Below are 17,909 nucleotides of genomic sequence, written 5' to 3' on the forward strand. Positions count from 1 at the left end.
GCGTGGATTTTTCGTATTAGGGTGCTCAGAAAGTTTCCCAGTTGTCTGTTTCTGAAGCTATCTTTTTGGACACCACGTATTTTTCGCCATTATTCCTCTCCCTCTGGCGACTAACACGTTTTTCTGAGGTCATGTTTACTGGTTGTATTCCTTCCTCATTCAAACTGAACACGCTCACCATATCCTGGAGTACACGAGACTGCTCCTGCATTGAAGAGGCAGCTGCAGCTGACTCTTCAACGAGCGCGGCATTTTGCTGTGTGGTGGTATCAATCTGTCCCATCGCACTGTTGATTTGGGCAATCCCATCACTCTGCTCCCGACTCGCTTGTGCGATTTCCTCAATCAGTTGAGTCATGTTCTGAACGTTGGAAACAATTCCCATCATGCCAGCATCTGCTTTTTCAACCAGATTGCGGCCAGAGGCAATACGGGAGACAGAATCATCGATCAATTCCTTAATTTCACGGGCAGCTGACGCACTGCGTTGTGCCAGTGTTCGGACTTCTCCAGCCACCACAGCAAAACCACGTCCGGATTCACCCGCTCGCGCAGCTTCCACTGCTGCATTCAGCGCCAGAATATTGGTCTGGAAGGCTATACCATCAATAACCTGGATGATGTCCGCCATTTTTGATGAGGAATCGTAAATTTCCTGCATCCGGGAAGACACTTCACTCATAACGGCGCCATTCTGTTTCACGACAGAGGCTGTCTCACTCACGTAACGATGCGCCTGCGCCGTGTTTGCTGCAGTATTGTTAATAGTTGCCGTCAGCTCTTCCAGCGTCGAGGCAGTCTCTTCTACCCCTGCCGCTTGCTCTTCCGTGCGAGAGGCCAGATCGGTGTTACCACTATTAATTTCAGCCGCGGCTAACGCAATGCTGTCGGCCCCTTCACGAACCTTGCGTACCGTATTACGCAGACTCTCTGTCATTTCCCTCAGGGAGAGCATCAGTTGTCCAGGCTGGTCTCGGGATTCCACTTTGACGTCGATACCCAGATTACCGGACGCCACTTCCCGAGCCACATTAACGGCTGACAGCAATGGGCGAGTTATCCCACGTGTGATAAACCACGCTAACAGACTGCCGACGACAATAGCGATGACGCCAAGAACAATCAGAGCCTGAATTGCCGCCGAGCCATTCTCCTGAATGGACCCGCTGGCTTCATCAATTTGTGCTTTATCGTAATTTTCCAGTGCTTTTACGCTGCCGGAATAGACCTCCATGGCGGGAATGAGTTTCTGGCGAATAAATGCATTGGTGGCATCACCATTCCCTTGTTCACTGATGCGAATCGCCTCATTGCGGATATCGATGTACAGCTTTCTTTTATCCCCCACGGTCGCCAGGAGTGACTTACCCGTATCAGAGACAATTAATTCTGCCAGTTCCTTCTGAATGGCACTCACCCGCTCTGACATTACCTTCATCTTTGACTGGGCAAATTTTTTAATTCCATCATCAGAGGAAGTCAGTACAGATAGCCCCATCGCACCATTATAGTCAATTGCCGCCCCCCACGCCCCCGTGAGTCGCTCCAGCACCAGCAACCTGTCCGTAATAGCATGGGTTTCTTTCAATATGCCATTTAATTTAACGATCCCCGTTACAGCCATAATAACGACAAGGGTGAGAACAATACTGAAGCCAACTCCCATTCGGGTACCAACACCAAAATCATTTATTTTCATTTGCTATCTCATACAAAAAAAGTCACCTTTTCCCTGCCACCCGTTGAAAAAACCAGAACAATGCCGGGAGCGTTCGACTTAAGGGCGGAGTCAAGCTAACATATTGAAATTGATCATGTTTTAAACATGTGCCAGCGTATCTATCGGCAGAAAGGGAGAGGACTTTAACGTGACCATTCTCTTAGAAAAACATTGACATTGTGAAACGAGACAGGAAATCGCGTGTAAAACAAACCGTATCATGTTGTTTTTTAATTGAAAAAGACAACTCAATTTTTATCGCATAATTTCATACCGGAAACAAAAGAATAAAAAAACAACAACCGATTCCATATTAATCTAATGATACCCCCTCAACCCACTTCCATTAATTGCATCGAAAATAGTTAACATTGATACTAACGTATTCCGATAAAAAGAAAACACCACTATTCTTAAACGACAGGCTTTAATCCATTGAAAGTTTCAGAAAGGATAGACTGATATTTTTACTCCAAAGACCTGAATTGATGATATTTTGCCCCCCTACGTATAGCGTACATTTGGTGTTATAAGTGAACGCAGATTCGGCGATATTGTTCAGGCAAAGAAAATCACCACTAAATATGAGTATGGCTATAACGAATACAAACCACGTTCAGCACTGATTTATCTGACGTCATCTGGGTTTATAACAATGTTTAAAACAGGGTTTCACTCCTTTGGTTCGATAACATCGTTTCAGTGTCTGATTCTCTGGACTGAGATCCCAGGCTGTTCGTCTGGCATGTCAGGTCAAATGTTGACTGCTTCAAAAAAATTACCGTTTTTGTTATATTGATGCTTACTGATTATCCACCTCCGCGGTGCCAAAAAGAACAAGATTCACCGCAACCCAGGACAATAAAATGTTAGATTACCGCTTCCCGACAGCTTTGCAGATGGTTCTCAGCGTAGCGATGGCGGAGCAATCGGGTGAACGTTCGACAAGTGCAATTCTGGCCTATGGTCTGGAAGCAAATCCGAGCTTTATTCGCAAATTAATGGTTCCGCTCACGCGTGACGGTATCATCGTCTCAACGCTTGGCCGCAACGGTTCTATTCATCTTGGTCGCCCGGCGGAAGAGATCACCCTGCGTGATATCTACCTTTCTGTTATCGAAGATAAAAAGCTATGGGCATCGCGTCCTGACGTACCGGCTCGCTGCGTGGTCAGCGCCAACGCTTGCTGGTACTTCAAATCTATCGCCGATGAAGCGGAGCAAGCTTCGTTAGAGGTATTAGCTCGCCATACCGTGGCAAGCGCGCTGGAGAAGGTCAAAAAAGCCGATACCAGCGGGTGCGATCCGGTCCCTGAGATTGATACCCAGTCTAAAAAAGCGCATTAATTATTTCCTTAACTGCAAAAAAACCGCCTTAACGGTGAAGGCGGTTTTTTGTTATGTGCAATTCCTTAAGAAACCGGCAAAACATCCCTTATCGGTTTACCGCGCGTAACGAACTTACGCAGCGTCACGTAAAACACCGGCGTCAGGAACAGACCAAACAGCGTCACGCCCAGCATCCCGGAGAAGACCGTGATCCCGGTGACGCCGCGCACTTCTGCGCCCGCGCCATGGCCAAGGATCAGCGGAATGGTCCCGGCAATAAAGGCGATAGAGGTCATCACAATCGGGCGTAAACGCAGGCGGCACGCTTCCAGCGCGGCTTCCATGATGCCTTTGCCCTGAATTTCCAGCTCGCGGGCAAACTCCACGATAAGAATCGCGTTTTTACAGGCCAGCCCCATCAGCACCACCAGCCCCACCTGCACGAACACGTTGTTATCGCCACCGGTCAGCCAGACGCCAAACAGCGCGGAGAGCATGGTCATCGGGACGATAAGGATCACCGCCAGCGGCAGCGTCCAGCTTTCATACAGCGCCGCCAGGACCAGGAACGCCAGCAGCACCGCGACCGGGAAGACGATCAGCGCCGTGTTGCCCTGGGTGGCCTGCTGGAAGCTTAGATCCGTCCATTCAATGTTCATCCCGTTCGGCAGGATCTGCTTAGACATCGCGTCCAGCTGCGTCATCGCCTGCGCAGACGAGAGCACGCGCGGGTCGGCATCGCCAATCAGATCCGCCGCCGGGTAGCCGTTGTAGCGGATTACCGGATCCGGCCCGTAGGTGGTCGTGATTTTCACCATACTGCCAATTGGCACCATTTCGCCCTGGCTATTACGGGTGCGTAAATTGGCTATGTCTTCCACACTGTCGCGGAACTGCCCGTCAGCCTGCGCCATCACGCGCCAGGTACGGCCAAACTGGTTGAAGTCATTCACGTACGACGAGCCCAGATAGGTTTGCAGCGTACCGAAAAGGTCGGTCAGCAACACGCCCTGCGCTTTCGCCTTATCACGATCGACCTGTACATCCAGCTGCGGAACGTTAGCCTGATAAGTTGAGATCGGAAAATGCATTCCCGGCGTCTGCATAATCGCCCCGGACATGGTATTCACCGCGTTTTGCAGCGCGCCATAACCCAGACCTGCGCGATCCTGGATATACAGCGAATACCCGGAGCCCTGCCCCAACCCTAATATCGGCGGCGGCAGAATGGAGAAGCCAAAACCTTCCTGAATTTGCGCAATTTTCGCGTTGATCTCCGCGTTAATTTCCGCCGCGGAATGTTTACGCTGATCGAACGGCTTCAGGCCGAAGAAGACCGTCCCGGTATTCGGCGTGTTGGTGAACTGCAGCGCGTTCAGCCCCGGGAACGCAACCGCATAGTCCACGCCTTCGGTATTCATCCCGATTTCGCTCATTTTGCGGATCACCGCGTCGGTGCGCGCCAGCGACGAACCTTCCGGCATTTTCACGCCGCCAATCAGATACAGCTTATCCTGCGTCGGGATAAACCCGCCGGGCACCGCTTTAAACATGACGCCTGCGGCACAAAGCAGCAGCAGATACACCGCAAATACCGCGCCGCGTCGTCCCAGCGTTTTACCCACCAGCCCCTGATAGCCGTTCGAGCTGCGGTGGAAAAAGCGGTTAAACGGACGGAAAATCCAGCCGAACAGACGATCGATTAGCCGGGTCGGGAAATCTTTCGGCGCGCCGTGCGGTTTTAACAGCAGTGCCGCCAGTGCCGGAGAGAGCGTCAGCGAGTTAATGGCAGAGATGACCGTGGAAATCGCGATCGTCACCGCAAACTGCTTGTAGAACTGCCCGGTGACGCCCGAGAGAAACGCCATCGGCACAAACACCGCACACAGCACCAGCGCAATCGCGATAATCGGCCCGGACACTTCTCGCATCGCCTGGTGCGCTGCCGCAAGCGGCGCAAGCCCCTCTTCAATGTTTCGCTCGACGTTTTCCACCACCACGATGGCGTCGTCCACCACGATACCGATGGCTAATACCAACCCGAACAAACTCAGGGTATTCAGCGAGAAGCCCAGCAGGTAGAGAATGCTGAAAGTACCCACCACCGACACCGGCACCGCGATCAGCGGAATAATCGACGCGCGCCAGGTTTGCAGGAACAGGATCACCACCAGCACCACCAGCACCACCGCTTCCAGTAGCGTTTGCACCACCGCACGGATCGAATCACGCACAAAGACCGTCGGATCGTAAGGTGCCGCCCACTTCATATCTGCCGGGAAGCGCGTGGACAGTTCGTCCATTTTCGCGCGTACCGCGTTAGACAAATCAATGGCGTTCGCCCCCGGCGACTGGAAGATACCAATCCCGACCGCGTCTTTATTGTTCAACTGGGAACGCAGCGCATAGCTGCCGGACCCCATTTCGATACGCGCCACGTCGCGCAGGCGGACGACCGTACCGTCCTGCGTCGTTTTCAGGACAATATTGCCAAACTCTTCTTCCGTATGCAGACGGCCCTGGGCGTTAATGGAGATCAGAAAATCGCTCTCTTTCGGCAGCGGCTCGGCACCAAGCTGCCCGGCGGACACCTGTATGTTTTGCTCCTGCATCGCTGTCACCACATCCGACGCGGTCAGCCCGCGCGCCGCCACCTTGTTGGGATCCAGCCAGATGCGCATCGCGTATTCACCCGAGCCGAAAATCTGGATCTGGCCGACGCCCGGCAGGCGCGCCAGCTCGTCCTTCACCTTCAGTGTGGCGTAGTTACGCATATACAGGGAGTCGTACTTACCGTTGGGCGAAAACAGATGCACCACCAGCGTCAGCGTCGGGGACTGTTTCTGGGTGGTAATGCCCAAACGCCGCACGTCTTCCGGCAGACGCGCTTCGGCCTGCGCAACGCGGTTTTGCACCTGCACTTGCGCCTGATCCGGGTCGGTTCCCGGACGGAAGGTGACGGTGGTCACCAGCACGCCGTCGGAGCCCGCGACGGACTTCATGTACATCATGTTCTCAACGCCGTTAATCGCCTCTTCCAGCGGCGTCGCCACGGTCTCGGCAATCACTTTCGGGTTGGCGCCGGGGTATTCCGCGCGCACCTGCACGCTTGGCGGCACGACGTCAGGATATTCGCTCACCGGCAGCAGCGGGATGGCGATTAACCCGGTGATAAAAATCAGAATCGACAGGACGGCGGCAAAAATCGGCCTGTCGATGAAAAAGCGGGAAAAGTCCATGGGTTGGATTCTCAGGTCAAGGGATCAGTTGAGGGCGCTGCTGGCGGTCATGGCAACGGTTTTGGCGTTAACCGGCATACCCGGCATAAACACTTTTTGTAAGCCCTCGACGATGACTCTGTCGCCAGGGTTCAGTCCCTGCTGCACGATGCGTAAGCCGGCGGCGAGACGCCCCGGCGTAATATCACGACGCTGTGCTTTACCCTCTTTATCCACGATATACACGTACTTACGATCCTGATCGGTCAGCACCGCTTTGTCGTCGATCAGCGTGGCTTTGAATTCCGCGCTACCCGGCAGGCGTACGCGGGCAAAAAGTCCCGGTGTGAACTGACGCTGCGCGTTATCCAGCAGCGCGCGCATACGGATGGTGCCGGTACTCGGCGTCAGCTGATTATCCAGGAAGTCCACTTTGCCCTGATGGGGATAGCCCTCCTCGCCCGTCAGGCCAATCTCAACCGGCAGCGCCGTGTGATGGCTGGATGCCCCCTGCCCGCTGCGGGCCAGATTTTGATAGTGGAGATAGGTTGACTCGTCCACGTCAAAATAGACGTAAACCGTCTTCTGCGAGACCACCGTAGTGAGGACGCTGGCGCTGTCGCCCGCAGTCACCAGGTTCCCGCTGGTGATCAGCGCCCGGCTGGCGCGACCGTCAATAGGCGCGGTGACTTTGGTGAAGTCAAGGTTGAGCTGCGCGGCGTCAACCGCCGCCTGCGCGGCGCGAATATCGGCCTGCGCCTGAGTGGCGGCCGAACGGCGCTGCTCCCACTCTTCGCGGGATACCACATTCGTGTTGACCAGTTTATCGGTGCGGTTTGCCTCACTTCGCGCCAGGCTTGCCTGCGTTTTAGCTCTTGCCAGGTTCGCCTGCGCCTGTTCCAGCGCCGCGCGATAGGTTCGGTCATCAATCGTGAACAGCACCTCGCCCTTTTTCACTTCCTGACCGTCGGTGTAATTCACTTTATCAATGTAACCAGAGACGCGGGGGCGTAGCTGGACGCTCTCCACCGCTTCAATCCGACCGTTAAAGCTATCCCACTGGCTAATGGATTTTACGACCACGTCAGCAGCACTGACGGCGGGCGCAGGCGGCGCGGCGTTTTGCGCGACGCTGTTATCACATCCGACAAGCAACATAGAGAGCAACATCGCCCCCAGCGCGCTCGGATAAACGTTACCCCAGGTTTTTTGCAGGCTCATTATTTTTATTCCGGTATTGGTAGCCGCCGGGCAAGACGCTGCGGGAGACGCCGCGCCACCTCCTTTGTCCGGTAGCTGACTTAAGGCCATTTGTGTCGTTCATCGCCACAAAACTGTAACAGTTGCAAATACACTATCGCGGCGATTGTAGGAAGGCGCTTAACTAAGTGCAAGAATAATTGTTGCACTTTATGTGCTATTTGAGCGGATGTGAAAAGACCTGTTTCAGGCAGGGATTTAAATGTAACAATAAAACTTGCAATTATTTTCAAAACGAGCCACCTTTAAATGCAACAGATAAAGATGCTTTTTGATACGCAGCCCGGGGGAAGCGAGATGAACACTGGCGCATTTATTCACGATTTACTCGACTGGATCAATAACAACCTTGATAACCGCCTGGACATCGACACCGTTTCCAGACGAGCCGGTTATTCGAAATGGCACCTTCAGCGCATCTTCAAAGAACATACGGGTTATCCCATCGCCGGGTATATTCGCGCGCAAAAGCTGCGAAAATCGGTTGAACGCTTAACCCACAGCGACGAACCGATTTTGAACGTGGCGATCGCGTTGGGCTTTGACTCTCAGCAGTCATTCAACCGCAGCTTCAAGCGTCAGTATGGTCAGGCCCCCGGCGCATGGCGCCGCAATGCCGGTTGCCCGTTGAGTAAACGCCAATGTCAGTAATGCCTCTGTCGGGGGTCAGGACCACCGCGAATGCCTCTACGCCAGCCTGATGAATTGATTGACCCTCTCTTCGCCGCTTATTGTCACGATTCACCGCCCGTTTACTGGCGGTCAGAGGCGGGACAGTCTCTGCGGCAGGGATAAGACCGCTTCCATCTGCGTCTGTGCTGTTGACTTATTCTGTAAAAAGATTACTTTTCAGGACATGAAGAAGATACTCATCATTGTCCCCGATGGCGGTATGCTGTTTGAATCCGCTGGTATTGCCGACATTCTGATGCAGGCCAATCGCCTGCATCCGGAAGGTGCTACGGACATCTGTTACCAGGTGCAATTAGCAACAACTCAACCGCATCAGGTGATCCATGGTCAGTCTGGTTTAAATTTACTGGCAGATCATCGCCTGCATGAAATTGACCCTCGTGAGCCTCTGGATACCATCATTATCACCGGCAGAGGTCAAAATCCGCAGGAAGGGATTGCAGTGGTTGACTGGCTGCGCCTTGCCGCTCCCCATGCCCGCCGCATTGCATCCATTTGCGGCGGCGCGATGCTGCTGGCGCAAACCGGACTGCTGGACGGCAGACGAGCCACCACCCACTGGAAGCTACTGGAAACTATGCAGGCAGAATTCCCTCAGGTGCGCGTCGAAGGCGGTCCGCTTTATATTCAGGACGAACACATCTGGACGTCAGGCGGAGTCAGTTCCGGCTTTGACCTGACGCTTGCCCTGGTTGAAGAGGACTACGGCTTCAGTCTGGCACGCGACATCGCTCAGGACTTCGTCATGTACCTGCGCCGACCCGGAGGCCAGTTGCAGTTTAGCCGCTACAACCTTCAGCAGAGCAGTACCCAGGGCCCCATTAGCGATCTACAGGCCTGGCTGCTCGAAAACCTTACCGCCGACCTCAGTGTGGATAAACTGGCGACAAAAGTCGCCATGAGCCCGCGTAATTTCACCCGCGTGTTTACCCGGGAAACCGGCGCTTCGCCGGCCCGTTACGTCGCCGAAGCCCGTCTGGCTGCTGCACGACAGCGTCTGGAGCAGACCAACGAGACGCTGGATCGTATCGCTGAACAAACGGGATTTGGCAGCAGCATTAACCTACGGCGACTGTTTGAGAAACAGCTCCAGCTCACGCCGGGAGAATATCGTCAGCGCTTTCACTGTCGTAAAATGGCGTAAAGTGATCCTTTTTTGTCATTTACGCCAACTGATGACCGACCTACATTACCTTCAGAGACAACAGATAAGGAGTTGATCATGGTAAAGGTCGGTATTAACGGTTTTGGCCGTATCGGACGCAACGTACTGCGTGCAGCGCTGGGTAACCCGGATATTCAGATTGTGGCAATCAACGATCTGACAGACAGTAAGACACTGGCGCATCTGCTGACATACGATTCGCTGCTCGGAAAACTCGATGCCGACGTCACCGCCGGTGAAGGGCAGCTTGTCGTTGACGGTAAACCCATTACCGTGTTCAGCGAACGCGACCCCGCCAACATCCCATGGCGTCAAAGCGAAGTTGATATTGTTATTGAAGCAACCGGCTTCTTCACTGACCGTGACAAAGCAGCGGTGCATATCCACAGCGGTGGCGCAAAGCGCGTGATTATCTCCGCCCCCGGTAAAAACGAAGATTTAACCATCGTGATGGGCGTTAACGATGGCCTCTACTCCCCGGATAAACACGTCGTGGTCAGCAACGGTAGTTGCACCACTAACGGTCTGGCACCTGCCGCGCAGGTTCTGCACCAGCATTTCGGTATTAAGCATGGTCTGATGAACACCACCCACGCCTATACCAACAGTCAGGCGCTGCATGACCAGCCGGAAAAAGACCTTCGTGGCGCTCGCGCTGCCGCATTGTCGATTGTGCCTTACTCCAGCGGTGCCGCGAAGGCGCTTGGCAAAGTCATTCCTGAGCTGGATGGTCGTTTGACCGGTTACTCGCTGCGCGTACCGGTTCCGGTGGTTTCCATTGTCGATCTAACCGTAACGCTTGAGCGGGATGTGACGACGGAAGAGGTCAATAATGCGTTTCGTGAAGCCGCCGCAGCGGGACCACTGAAAGGGATCCTCGGTTACAGCGATGAACCACTCGTCTCAAGCGACTACCAGGGCGACCCGCGTTCTTCCATTATCGACGGCCTGTCGACGCTGGTGATTGGCGGAAATATGGTCAAAATTCTGGCGTGGTATGACAATGAATGGGGATTCTCCAACCGCCTCGTCGACCTGGCGCTGTTGATGGCAAGGCGTGAACGCTAATCCCCTGCTCTCGCATTCCCTCTAAATCCACGCCTGGCGTGGATTTTTAATTTCTGCTCAGCGAGAATTATCATGAAATCGGTAGGTTTAACCGACAGGTGCGCCCCTTACTGAATAGTCGCAGCGTCCCCCTTGATTAAGGATAGCGTTGCATCGACCCGTTGAACTCACAGCTCATAGCAGACCTGAGAACCAGCCAACCTATCCTCTGCGAGCTTACAGCAGACGTGAACGTGTTATATAAAAGGCGAAGGCAGTACTTGCATGAATACCATTCGAAATGGCAACCTCCTGAATCCGATCTCACCTGTGGCATGCACAATGCCAAATCCAGCATTTTTGATAGCTGTTTAGTTAATACTGTATCGAAAGCCTTTAAAAAGGTATTTTGCCTGATTCATCACTTTTGTTTCTCTTGTCTTATGTATTATTGCTGTGGTTCAGCCATTAAGAATAAAAAAGAGCCAGATGACATTTCAGATATAGCTTATCCATAATATTAACAATTGATAGTATTGAAATAGCACTCTAGGAAATGGACTATTTTTATTTCTCATAGACGAGAATTTACATATCATGATATAATGTACGAGGAAAAGCACGCAGGTTATTAACCTGTATGCTTTGTGATTAAATTTTCGAGGGGACTATTCCAGTGGGACGTAAATGGGCCAATATTGTTGCTAAAAAAACGGCTAAAGACGGTGCAACATCTAACGTATATGCAAAGTTCGGTGTAGAAATTTATGCCGCGGCTAAACAAGGTGAACCAGACCCTGAATTAAACACATCTTTAAAGTTCGTTATTGAACGTGCAAAACAAGCACAGGTCCCAAAACACGTTATTGATAAAGCCATTGATAAAGCCAAAGGTGGCGGAGATGAAACGTTCGTGCCAGGGCGTTATGAAGGCTTTGGCCCCAATGGTGCAATGGTTATCGCTGAAACGTTAACGTCGAATGTTAACCGTACGATTGCTAATGTCCGCACAATTTTCAATAAAAAAGGCGGCAATATCGGCGCGGCAGGTTCTGTAAGCTATATGTTTGACAATACTGGCGTGATTGTATTTAAAGGAACAGACCCTGACCATATTTTTGAAATTTTGCTTGAGGCTGAAGTTGATGTTCGCGATGTAACCGAAGAAGAAGGAAACATCGTTATTTATACTGAACCTACGGACCTTCACAAAGGAATTGCAGCGCTAAAAGCAGCAGGTATTACTGAATTCTCAACAACAGAATTAGAAATGATTGCTCAATCTGAAGTTGAACTTTCACCAGAAGATTTAGAAATCTTTGAAGGTCTTGTTAATGCCCTTGAAGATGACGATGATGTTCAAAAAGTCTATCATAACGTTGCAAATCTCTAATTAAGAATGAAAGGAATCTGCCATTATGGCAGGTTTTTAACCTTATCACGTTGTTATAACGAAGCATATTTAGCCGGGTATCAGGGATAGTGTCCATCGACCCGTTGGACTCACCGTTCAGAACAGACCCGTCTCCCTGGTACCAGACTGCAGATCGCACAAAGGGCACCCGTGATGGGTACCCTTTGTAGCAACTTTCAACATCATTCTGGATGACATGGCTCTACGGATAATTGCAGCACATCGCAAACCGAGCTTTCCGCAAGTCAGCGAGGAATATGCGCCAGAATCGTGTCCAGCGTTTGTTCATCAAACATCAACTCCTCGATGCCCCGATGCGACTGAGCACGTACCTGCTGCGGCGCGGTCATCCGCACCATTTGTCTCGCAACATGCTTTGTGGTTGCCTGATTCACTTTTACCGCAATTTCAAAGTCATGCTCGGCCAGCGTCTCATCGGTAAAGACATGGATGTTCGTATTGTTACTCATTGATTACTACCTCTTTTTACTCGTTCACGTTTAAAACGCAGCGATGCTGTAAGACCTCGGGCCAGGGCATTCTGCGCTTCCCGGAGGAAAATATACCCATTCATTTTTCGCAATAAATCCTCATTTAACCGATAAAATAGCGCCTGTTATTGCATAATTACTTACGCTACATTTTGCGGTTTAGGGCAGCGAGAACAGAGTGAGTATCAAATGGGAAAAATACTGGAAAACAACAGAAAGAATGCGCTCTCTGCCATCCGGGATCTTCTGGCAAAGGAGGTCTATAAGCTGGCGGTGATCAAACAGTTCCCGGAGGAGTTCACACGTATCATCGAGATTTACGCGGACATCTCGCGTACATTCCAGTTTCTTAGTGATTACACAGATAGCGAGACCCTCAATCGGTTCAAAGAAGAAATTTTTGACTGTGTGGTCGTCCGCCCACCGATGGCTGCACTCAAAACCCGTATGCAAAACGGCGTAGACTACCTTAAGCGTTCAATAGAAGAGCCAGACGATAAATTGAGCACTCAGCTAAAGAAAGGGGTTAACGGCATCTTTAATAACTATAAAACCTTTCAGTCCAGCATCCCCTATCGCTATCCCCCCGCGTTACTGATCCACTGGCATGACTATATTTCCCTCTATCGTGAGCTACAACGATGGGAGGAAAAGAGTGGTTTTGACAGAGTATGGGACGATTTTTTTGACGGCGGGTATATTACTCAAATCACATCTCCCGTATCCGTTACCGACCATATCCGCTCTTATGACAGCTATTTGCCCATCTCTTTTCATTACGCGACTGAGCAAGTTGACATCCCTGAAAATGCTTATTACCGCCATGCCGTCCCCTTTTCGCCTGATATCTCAAAAGCGGAAATGGAAGAGGTCATGATGATGCAATTCCAGGACAATTATTCACCCCAACGTCATGTTGAAATTAAAAACGAACTTAATTTTTCTATACGTCTTAATCCGGACATGACACAAGCGCATGTCGATGAAATCGTGGAACATGTCCGCTATCAGTTAAGCCGGGGACATAACGCGAATCTCGAAGCTGAAAAACAGTTAGCCTGTGACCAGAGCACATTTATGCGGATCTCATCGGCATCAAAACTTAACGAGCCCGACTTTGCGGACCTTCGACTGCTCCAGAGTGCACGCCTGATAAAAATTGATAACCTGGCCCAGGGAATTAAATATGTTTATGGGCTGGCGCTTCTGCAAGAAGCTTATCTTGAATGGCACCAGGAAAAATCGTGCGAACTCTCCTGGTACCGCTGGAAAAGGCGCACTGGCCAGAGGCTGGAGATCCTGGCGGAGAAAGTCGCCGAGAAAATAGAAACCGCCGTATTACGTAATAACCGTGATAAAAAATACCGGCACGACATCAGGCTACCAACCGCCTCCATGATTAAAAACAGCTACGATGAAGTCAGTGTGGAAATACAAAAGCACATTGACCAATTTCAGTTCGGACGTCTTCAGATGCAGAAACGCTTGAATCCTGTGCAAATGCGAAAGCTCATGGATACGCCTGAAATTCTGCTCAGCCAACTGCATGAAGAGGATAGTGACATCGCCAGACAGCGTATCGCTGAACTGACACGTAAAGGCAAAACGGCTTCGATTCGACGCCGCGAAAATGGCAGTTTTGTCATTGTCTGGTTTTAACCGACGCCTGACGGGAATCGCTTAAAATTCCTGGCAACAATCCCGCGTATCAGGAGCTCAACTTAAAATGAGCCGCGTTGATATGGTACAATTTCATTTTTCGCCACAAGGTGGTGCGGCCAATTTTCAGCAGGCTGGCCATCTCCTGAATCCGCCCACCGGTCACCCTTGCCACATGAATAATGGCGTCTTTCTCAATATCACTGAAAGCGACGCTGGCAGAGAAACGATCGGTCGCGGGTTCTGAGGCACGGTGCTCGTTAAAGAGATATTCCGGCAGATGGTTCAGGTGAATACGCCCGTTGTCACTTCTCAGCGCCGTATTTTCAATGACACTGTTGAGCTCGAAGTCATTCCCCGGCCAGTCGCAGGCAATCAGCGGAGTCAGCACATCGTCATCCATAAACAGGCGGGTCGAAAAGCGTTTTTCCAGGCGACGCAGGCGGTGATTCACCAGCGAAGGAATGCTGTTACGCCGCTGTCGCAGCGGTGGAATCATTATTTCAAAGGCGTGCAACGCGTAATAGAGCTGGCGGCTAAAGCGGTTTTGTTCCACCAGCCGCGCCAGATCCACCGTTGTGGCGGCAATCACTTTCACGTCAACTGGCACCACCCGCCGCGCGTCCAGGCGAGTGATCACCCCTTGTTTAATCACCTGTAACAACGCCGACTGCAGTTCTGGCGCCAGATACTCAATTTTTTCCAGGTACAGCGTACCGCCGTGCGCCAGTTCCAGGCGGCTCAACCGCCCTTCGCTGTCGTCATCCGCCGTACTGGCGATAAAATCCCGTACCTGATCGGCATACAGCTGACAGTTCACCGCAATATACGGGCCTTCTGCCCGTTCGCTGGCATTATGAATAGCCTGACTCAGCAACTCTTTACCCACGCCCTCTTCGCCGCATAACAACACCGGAAAACTGCCCCGCGCCGCCTGACGGCCAAAATGAACGATACGCTGGGTCTGCGGATCGTCCTGCGCCATCTGCGCGAAGGTATGGCTTACTTTACCCAATTGACTGGTCATCAACTGACGCATCTTCTCCACCGGATGCAGCAGCAGAATAAAACTGGTGCCCTGCGTTTCGACAATCGGTTTGAGAGTAATCACGGTATCAATGAACTGATGCTGGCTTTCAAATGTCGCCTCAACATGATGCAGCGGACGCTGATGGCGGATCGCACGCACCAGCAGGCTGGGCAGCGTCAGGAGTTCATTGAGGTTTTTGCCATGGGCAGCCGTCACATCAAGATGCAGTAGCCGTGCCGCCTGAGCATTGATGAATTGCAGACTGCCCTGCGCGTTCCAGGTCATCACGCCGTCATCCATGCTCTCCAGCAAACCGTACAGTTGATTGAGATGACGGTTTGATTCGGCAAGAAGACTGTCGGTGAGCAGCGAGTTTCCCACTTCACGCGCAATCGCCAGGGTTAATGGCAGATCGGCAGGCGATGCGTGATCTGCCGGACAGCCCAGCGCAATGGATCCTAAGAGGCGTCCATGGTTGTCGAAAACAGGCGTTGAGCAAAAACACCACGCACCGAGCGCATGTTTAAAATGGTGATCGGGCAGCGTTTTTACCGGTTGCCCTACGACAGAGGCCAGCGACAGCGCGCAACTGCCAATGATGCTTTCGGCACAATAGGTGCCGTCGACAAAACCGAGTTCCGCCAGTTGCCCGAGCGTTTTTGGATCGCCACAGCGGCTCAGCACACACGCACTCTCATCCAGAATGAACAGCGCACACTTTCGCGGCGCCATGTATTCCCATGCGTCCTCCAGCGCCGCCTGTCCAAGCGTGAGCATCGCCGTCTTACGCCGACAAATCGAATCAAACGTCAGTCCCTGTGCCTGGTGCGGTTGCGCCCAGAAATCACGCTGCATTATTTTGCCGCAGCGTAGCCACGAGTCGCGAATAAATTCAGGAATATTCGATTCATCGCTTATGTTCACGCTGTTATTCATTGTCTGTTTTCCCTCATTTCAGGGTGCGGTCGCTCGCAATTCTGCGGTATCTCGCGCTTTTACGTTCCGTTATGGAACATTCATCAAAATAAATGTTCTCTTTTGGAACATAACATCGATGAATTTTCTTTTTCGCGCGCTGGGGCACAATTACGTTATCGGCAGCGAGCGGTCGCCGTGGCGTTGTACACCATCGATCCCCTGGAGCCTAAGACCCGGAGTAAGAAAATGAAAAAGCTGATTAACCGTGTGGAAGACGTACTGAGTGAACAACTGGCTGGCCTCGCAAAAGCGCACCCGTCGCTGACCCTGCATCAGGATCCGGTGTATGTGACCCGTGCAGATGCCCCCGTTCAGGGCAAAGTCGCGCTGCTTTCCGGCGGTGGCAGCGGGCATGAACCCATGCACTGCGGCTATATTGGTCAGGGCATGCTGTCTGGCGCCTGCCCCGGCGAAATTTTTACCTCCCCAACGCCCGACAAAATGTTTGAATGCGCCATGCAGATTGACGGCGGCGAAGGCGTGCTGCTGATCGTGAAAAACTACACCGGCGATATTCTTAACTTCGAAACCGCCACTGAACTGCTGCACGAAAGTGGCGTGAAAGTCACCACTGTGGTGGTGGATGACGACGTGGCCGTCAAAGACAGTCTCTATACCGCCGGACGACGCGGCGTCGCCAACACCGTGCTGATTGAAAAACTGGTCGGGGCGGCGGCAGAGCGCGGCGATTCCCTGGAAGCGTGTGCGAAACTTGGCCGTAAACTTAATAATCACGGCCATTCGATCGGTATCGCCCTCGCTGCCTGTACGGTTCCGGCCGCCGGTCAGCCCTCTTTCACCCTTGCCGACAATGAAATGGAGTTCGGAGTCGGGATCCACGGCGAGCCCGGCATCGACCGTCGCGCTTTCGTCTCCCTCGATCAGACCGTTGACGAGATGTTCGATACCCTGCTGGAAAACGGCACCTATAGCCGCACGCTGCGCCACTGGGATCCCGCTCAGGGCGTCTGGCAGGAGGATAAGCAAGGCAAACAGCCTTTGCAGCGTGGCGATCGCGTCATCGCGCTGGTCAATAACCTCGGCGCCACGCCGCTTTCTGAACTGTATGGCGTCTATAACCGCCTTGACGAACGCTGCCAGCAGGCGGGTATCGTTATCGAACGTAATTTGATTGGTTCGTACTGTACGTCACTGGATATGACCGGCTTTTCCATCACCCTGTTAAAAGTGGATGACGAGACGCTGGCACTCTGGGACGCACCGGTTCATACCCCAGGCCTGAACTGGGGCAACTAAGGAGAGCGTCATGTCACTGAACAGAGAACAAATTGTGAGTTGGCTTTATCGCTGCGGGGAGATTTTCAGCAAAGAGAGTGATTATCTCACCGGGCTGGATCGCGAGATTGGCGATGCCGACCACGGTTTGAATATGCATCGCGGCTTTAGCAAAGTGGTCGAAAAATTACCGTCCATTGCGGATAAAGATATTGGGTTCATTTTAAAAAATACCGGGATGACGCTGCTGTCAAACGTCGGGGGAGCCAGCGGCCCGCTGTTCGGCACCTTTTTTATCCGCGCCGCGCAGGTCACTCAGGCGCACCAGAGTTTGTCGCTAAATGAACTCTATCAAATGATGCGTGAAGGCGCCGATGGCGTGATCAGCCGGGGTAAAGCCGAGCCGGGTGATAAAACGATGTGTGATGTCTGGGTGCCGGTGGCGGAGTCACTGCGCCAGTCGAGCGCACAGAACCTCTCCGTCACCGCTGCGCTGGACGCCGCCGCCGTTCAGGCTGAAGCCGCCGCGCAAAGCACAATTACGATGCAAGCCCGCAAAGGTCGCGCCAGCTATCTGGGCGAGCGCAGCATCGGGCATCAGGATCCGGGCGCAACCTCGGTGATGTTTATGATCCAGATGCTGGCAGCCGCAGCAAAAGAGTAAGGACAG

13 protein-coding genes are annotated in these 17,909 nt (G+C 52.3%); 8 read left to right on the forward strand and 5 right to left on the reverse strand.

The genetic code is table 11. The annotated features are described in order from the left end of the window. Nucleotides 1-25: 25 nt before the first annotated feature. Nucleotides 26-1,699: a methyl-accepting chemotaxis protein gene (locus KI228_RS12240; protein WP_054176266.1), complete on the reverse strand. Its 1,674-nt coding sequence runs from the start codon at nt 1,697-1,699 to the stop codon at nt 26-28. Nucleotides 1,700-2,586: 887 nt separating this feature from the next. On the opposite strand from KI228_RS12240, the gene oqxR reads away from it, so the two are divergent. Then, the gene (gene oqxR / locus KI228_RS12245) at nt 2,587-3,066 is read left to right on the forward strand and encodes an efflux pump transcriptional repressor OqxR (RefSeq protein ID WP_044257678.1); all 480 of its coding nucleotides are present in this window, start codon (nt 2,587-2,589) and stop codon (nt 3,064-3,066) included. 65 nt (nt 3,067-3,131) lie between these two features. Here oqxR and oqxB read toward each other — a convergent pair whose 3' ends face one another. Beyond that, nucleotides 3,132-6,287 carry a multidrug efflux RND transporter permease subunit OqxB gene (gene oqxB / locus KI228_RS12250; RefSeq protein ID WP_109740302.1) on the reverse strand — a complete coding sequence of 1,052 codons (3,156 nt, stop codon included), beginning with the start codon at nt 6,285-6,287 and terminating at the stop codon, nt 3,132-3,134. Between the two features lie 24 nt (nt 6,288-6,311). Then, on the reverse strand, nt 6,312-7,487 hold the full coding sequence (gene oqxA, locus KI228_RS12255) for a multidrug efflux RND transporter periplasmic adaptor subunit OqxA (RefSeq protein ID WP_044263763.1): 1,176 nt from the start codon (nt 7,485-7,487) through the stop codon (nt 6,312-6,314). Between the two features lie 336 nt (nt 7,488-7,823). Between oqxA and KI228_RS12260 the strand changes: the two genes are divergently transcribed. From KI228_RS12260 to KI228_RS12275, 4 genes are all read left to right on the forward strand, one after another. Further along, nucleotides 7,824-8,177: a helix-turn-helix domain-containing protein gene (locus KI228_RS12260; RefSeq protein WP_043001911.1), complete on the forward strand. Its 354-nt coding sequence runs from the start codon at nt 7,824-7,826 to the stop codon at nt 8,175-8,177. Between the two features lie 205 nt (nt 8,178-8,382). After that, nucleotides 8,383-9,363, forward strand: a complete 981-nt coding sequence (locus KI228_RS12265) for a GlxA family transcriptional regulator (protein WP_141227540.1) — start codon at nt 8,383-8,385, stop codon at nt 9,361-9,363. A gap of 78 nt (nt 9,364-9,441) precedes the next feature. Then, the gene (gene gap, locus KI228_RS12270; RefSeq protein WP_061070039.1) at nt 9,442-10,452 is read left to right on the forward strand and encodes a type I glyceraldehyde-3-phosphate dehydrogenase; all 1,011 of its coding nucleotides are present in this window, start codon (nt 9,442-9,444) and stop codon (nt 10,450-10,452) included. A 655-nt stretch (nt 10,453-11,107) separates the two neighbouring features. Continuing rightward, the gene (locus KI228_RS12275) at nt 11,108-11,824 is read left to right on the forward strand and encodes a YebC/PmpR family DNA-binding transcriptional regulator (RefSeq protein ID WP_043000457.1); all 717 of its coding nucleotides are present in this window, start codon (nt 11,108-11,110) and stop codon (nt 11,822-11,824) included. A gap of 266 nt (nt 11,825-12,090) precedes the next feature. On the opposite strand, the gene KI228_RS12280 is transcribed toward KI228_RS12275, so the two are convergent. Then, on the reverse strand, nt 12,091-12,315 hold the full coding sequence (locus KI228_RS12280; RefSeq protein WP_043000456.1) for a hypothetical protein: 225 nt from the start codon (nt 12,313-12,315) through the stop codon (nt 12,091-12,093). Nucleotides 12,316-12,525: 210 nt separating this feature from the next. Here KI228_RS12280 and KI228_RS12285 point away from each other — a divergent pair, with 210 nt between their 5' ends. Then, nucleotides 12,526-13,995 (forward strand): hypothetical protein, encoded by a 1,470-nt coding sequence (locus tag KI228_RS12285; protein WP_043000455.1) that lies wholly within the window; start codon nt 12,526-12,528, stop codon nt 13,993-13,995. A gap of 49 nt (nt 13,996-14,044) precedes the next feature. Here KI228_RS12285 and dhaR read toward each other — a convergent pair whose 3' ends face one another. Then, nucleotides 14,045-15,961 (reverse strand): dihydroxyacetone kinase operon transcriptional regulator DhaR, encoded by a 1,917-nt coding sequence (gene dhaR, locus KI228_RS12290; protein ID WP_061070038.1) that lies wholly within the window; start codon nt 15,959-15,961, stop codon nt 14,045-14,047. A 228-nt stretch (nt 15,962-16,189) separates the two neighbouring features. Between dhaR and dhaK the strand changes: the two genes are divergently transcribed. Together dhaK and dhaL are read left to right on the forward strand one after the other, a co-directional pair. Beyond that, complete coding sequence (gene dhaK / locus KI228_RS12295; protein WP_061070037.1) at nt 16,190-17,260, forward strand: dihydroxyacetone kinase subunit DhaK; 1,071 nt, start codon at nt 16,190-16,192, stop codon at nt 17,258-17,260. Nucleotides 17,261-17,270: 10 nt separating this feature from the next. Further along, complete coding sequence (dhaL, locus tag KI228_RS12300) at nt 17,271-17,903, forward strand: dihydroxyacetone kinase subunit DhaL (RefSeq protein WP_044263749.1); 633 nt, start codon at nt 17,271-17,273, stop codon at nt 17,901-17,903. Nucleotides 17,904-17,909 lie beyond the last annotated feature (6 nt).

This window comes from Citrobacter amalonaticus (assembly GCF_018323885.1).
GTDB lineage: Bacteria > Pseudomonadota > Gammaproteobacteria > Enterobacterales > Enterobacteriaceae > Citrobacter_A > Citrobacter_A amalonaticus.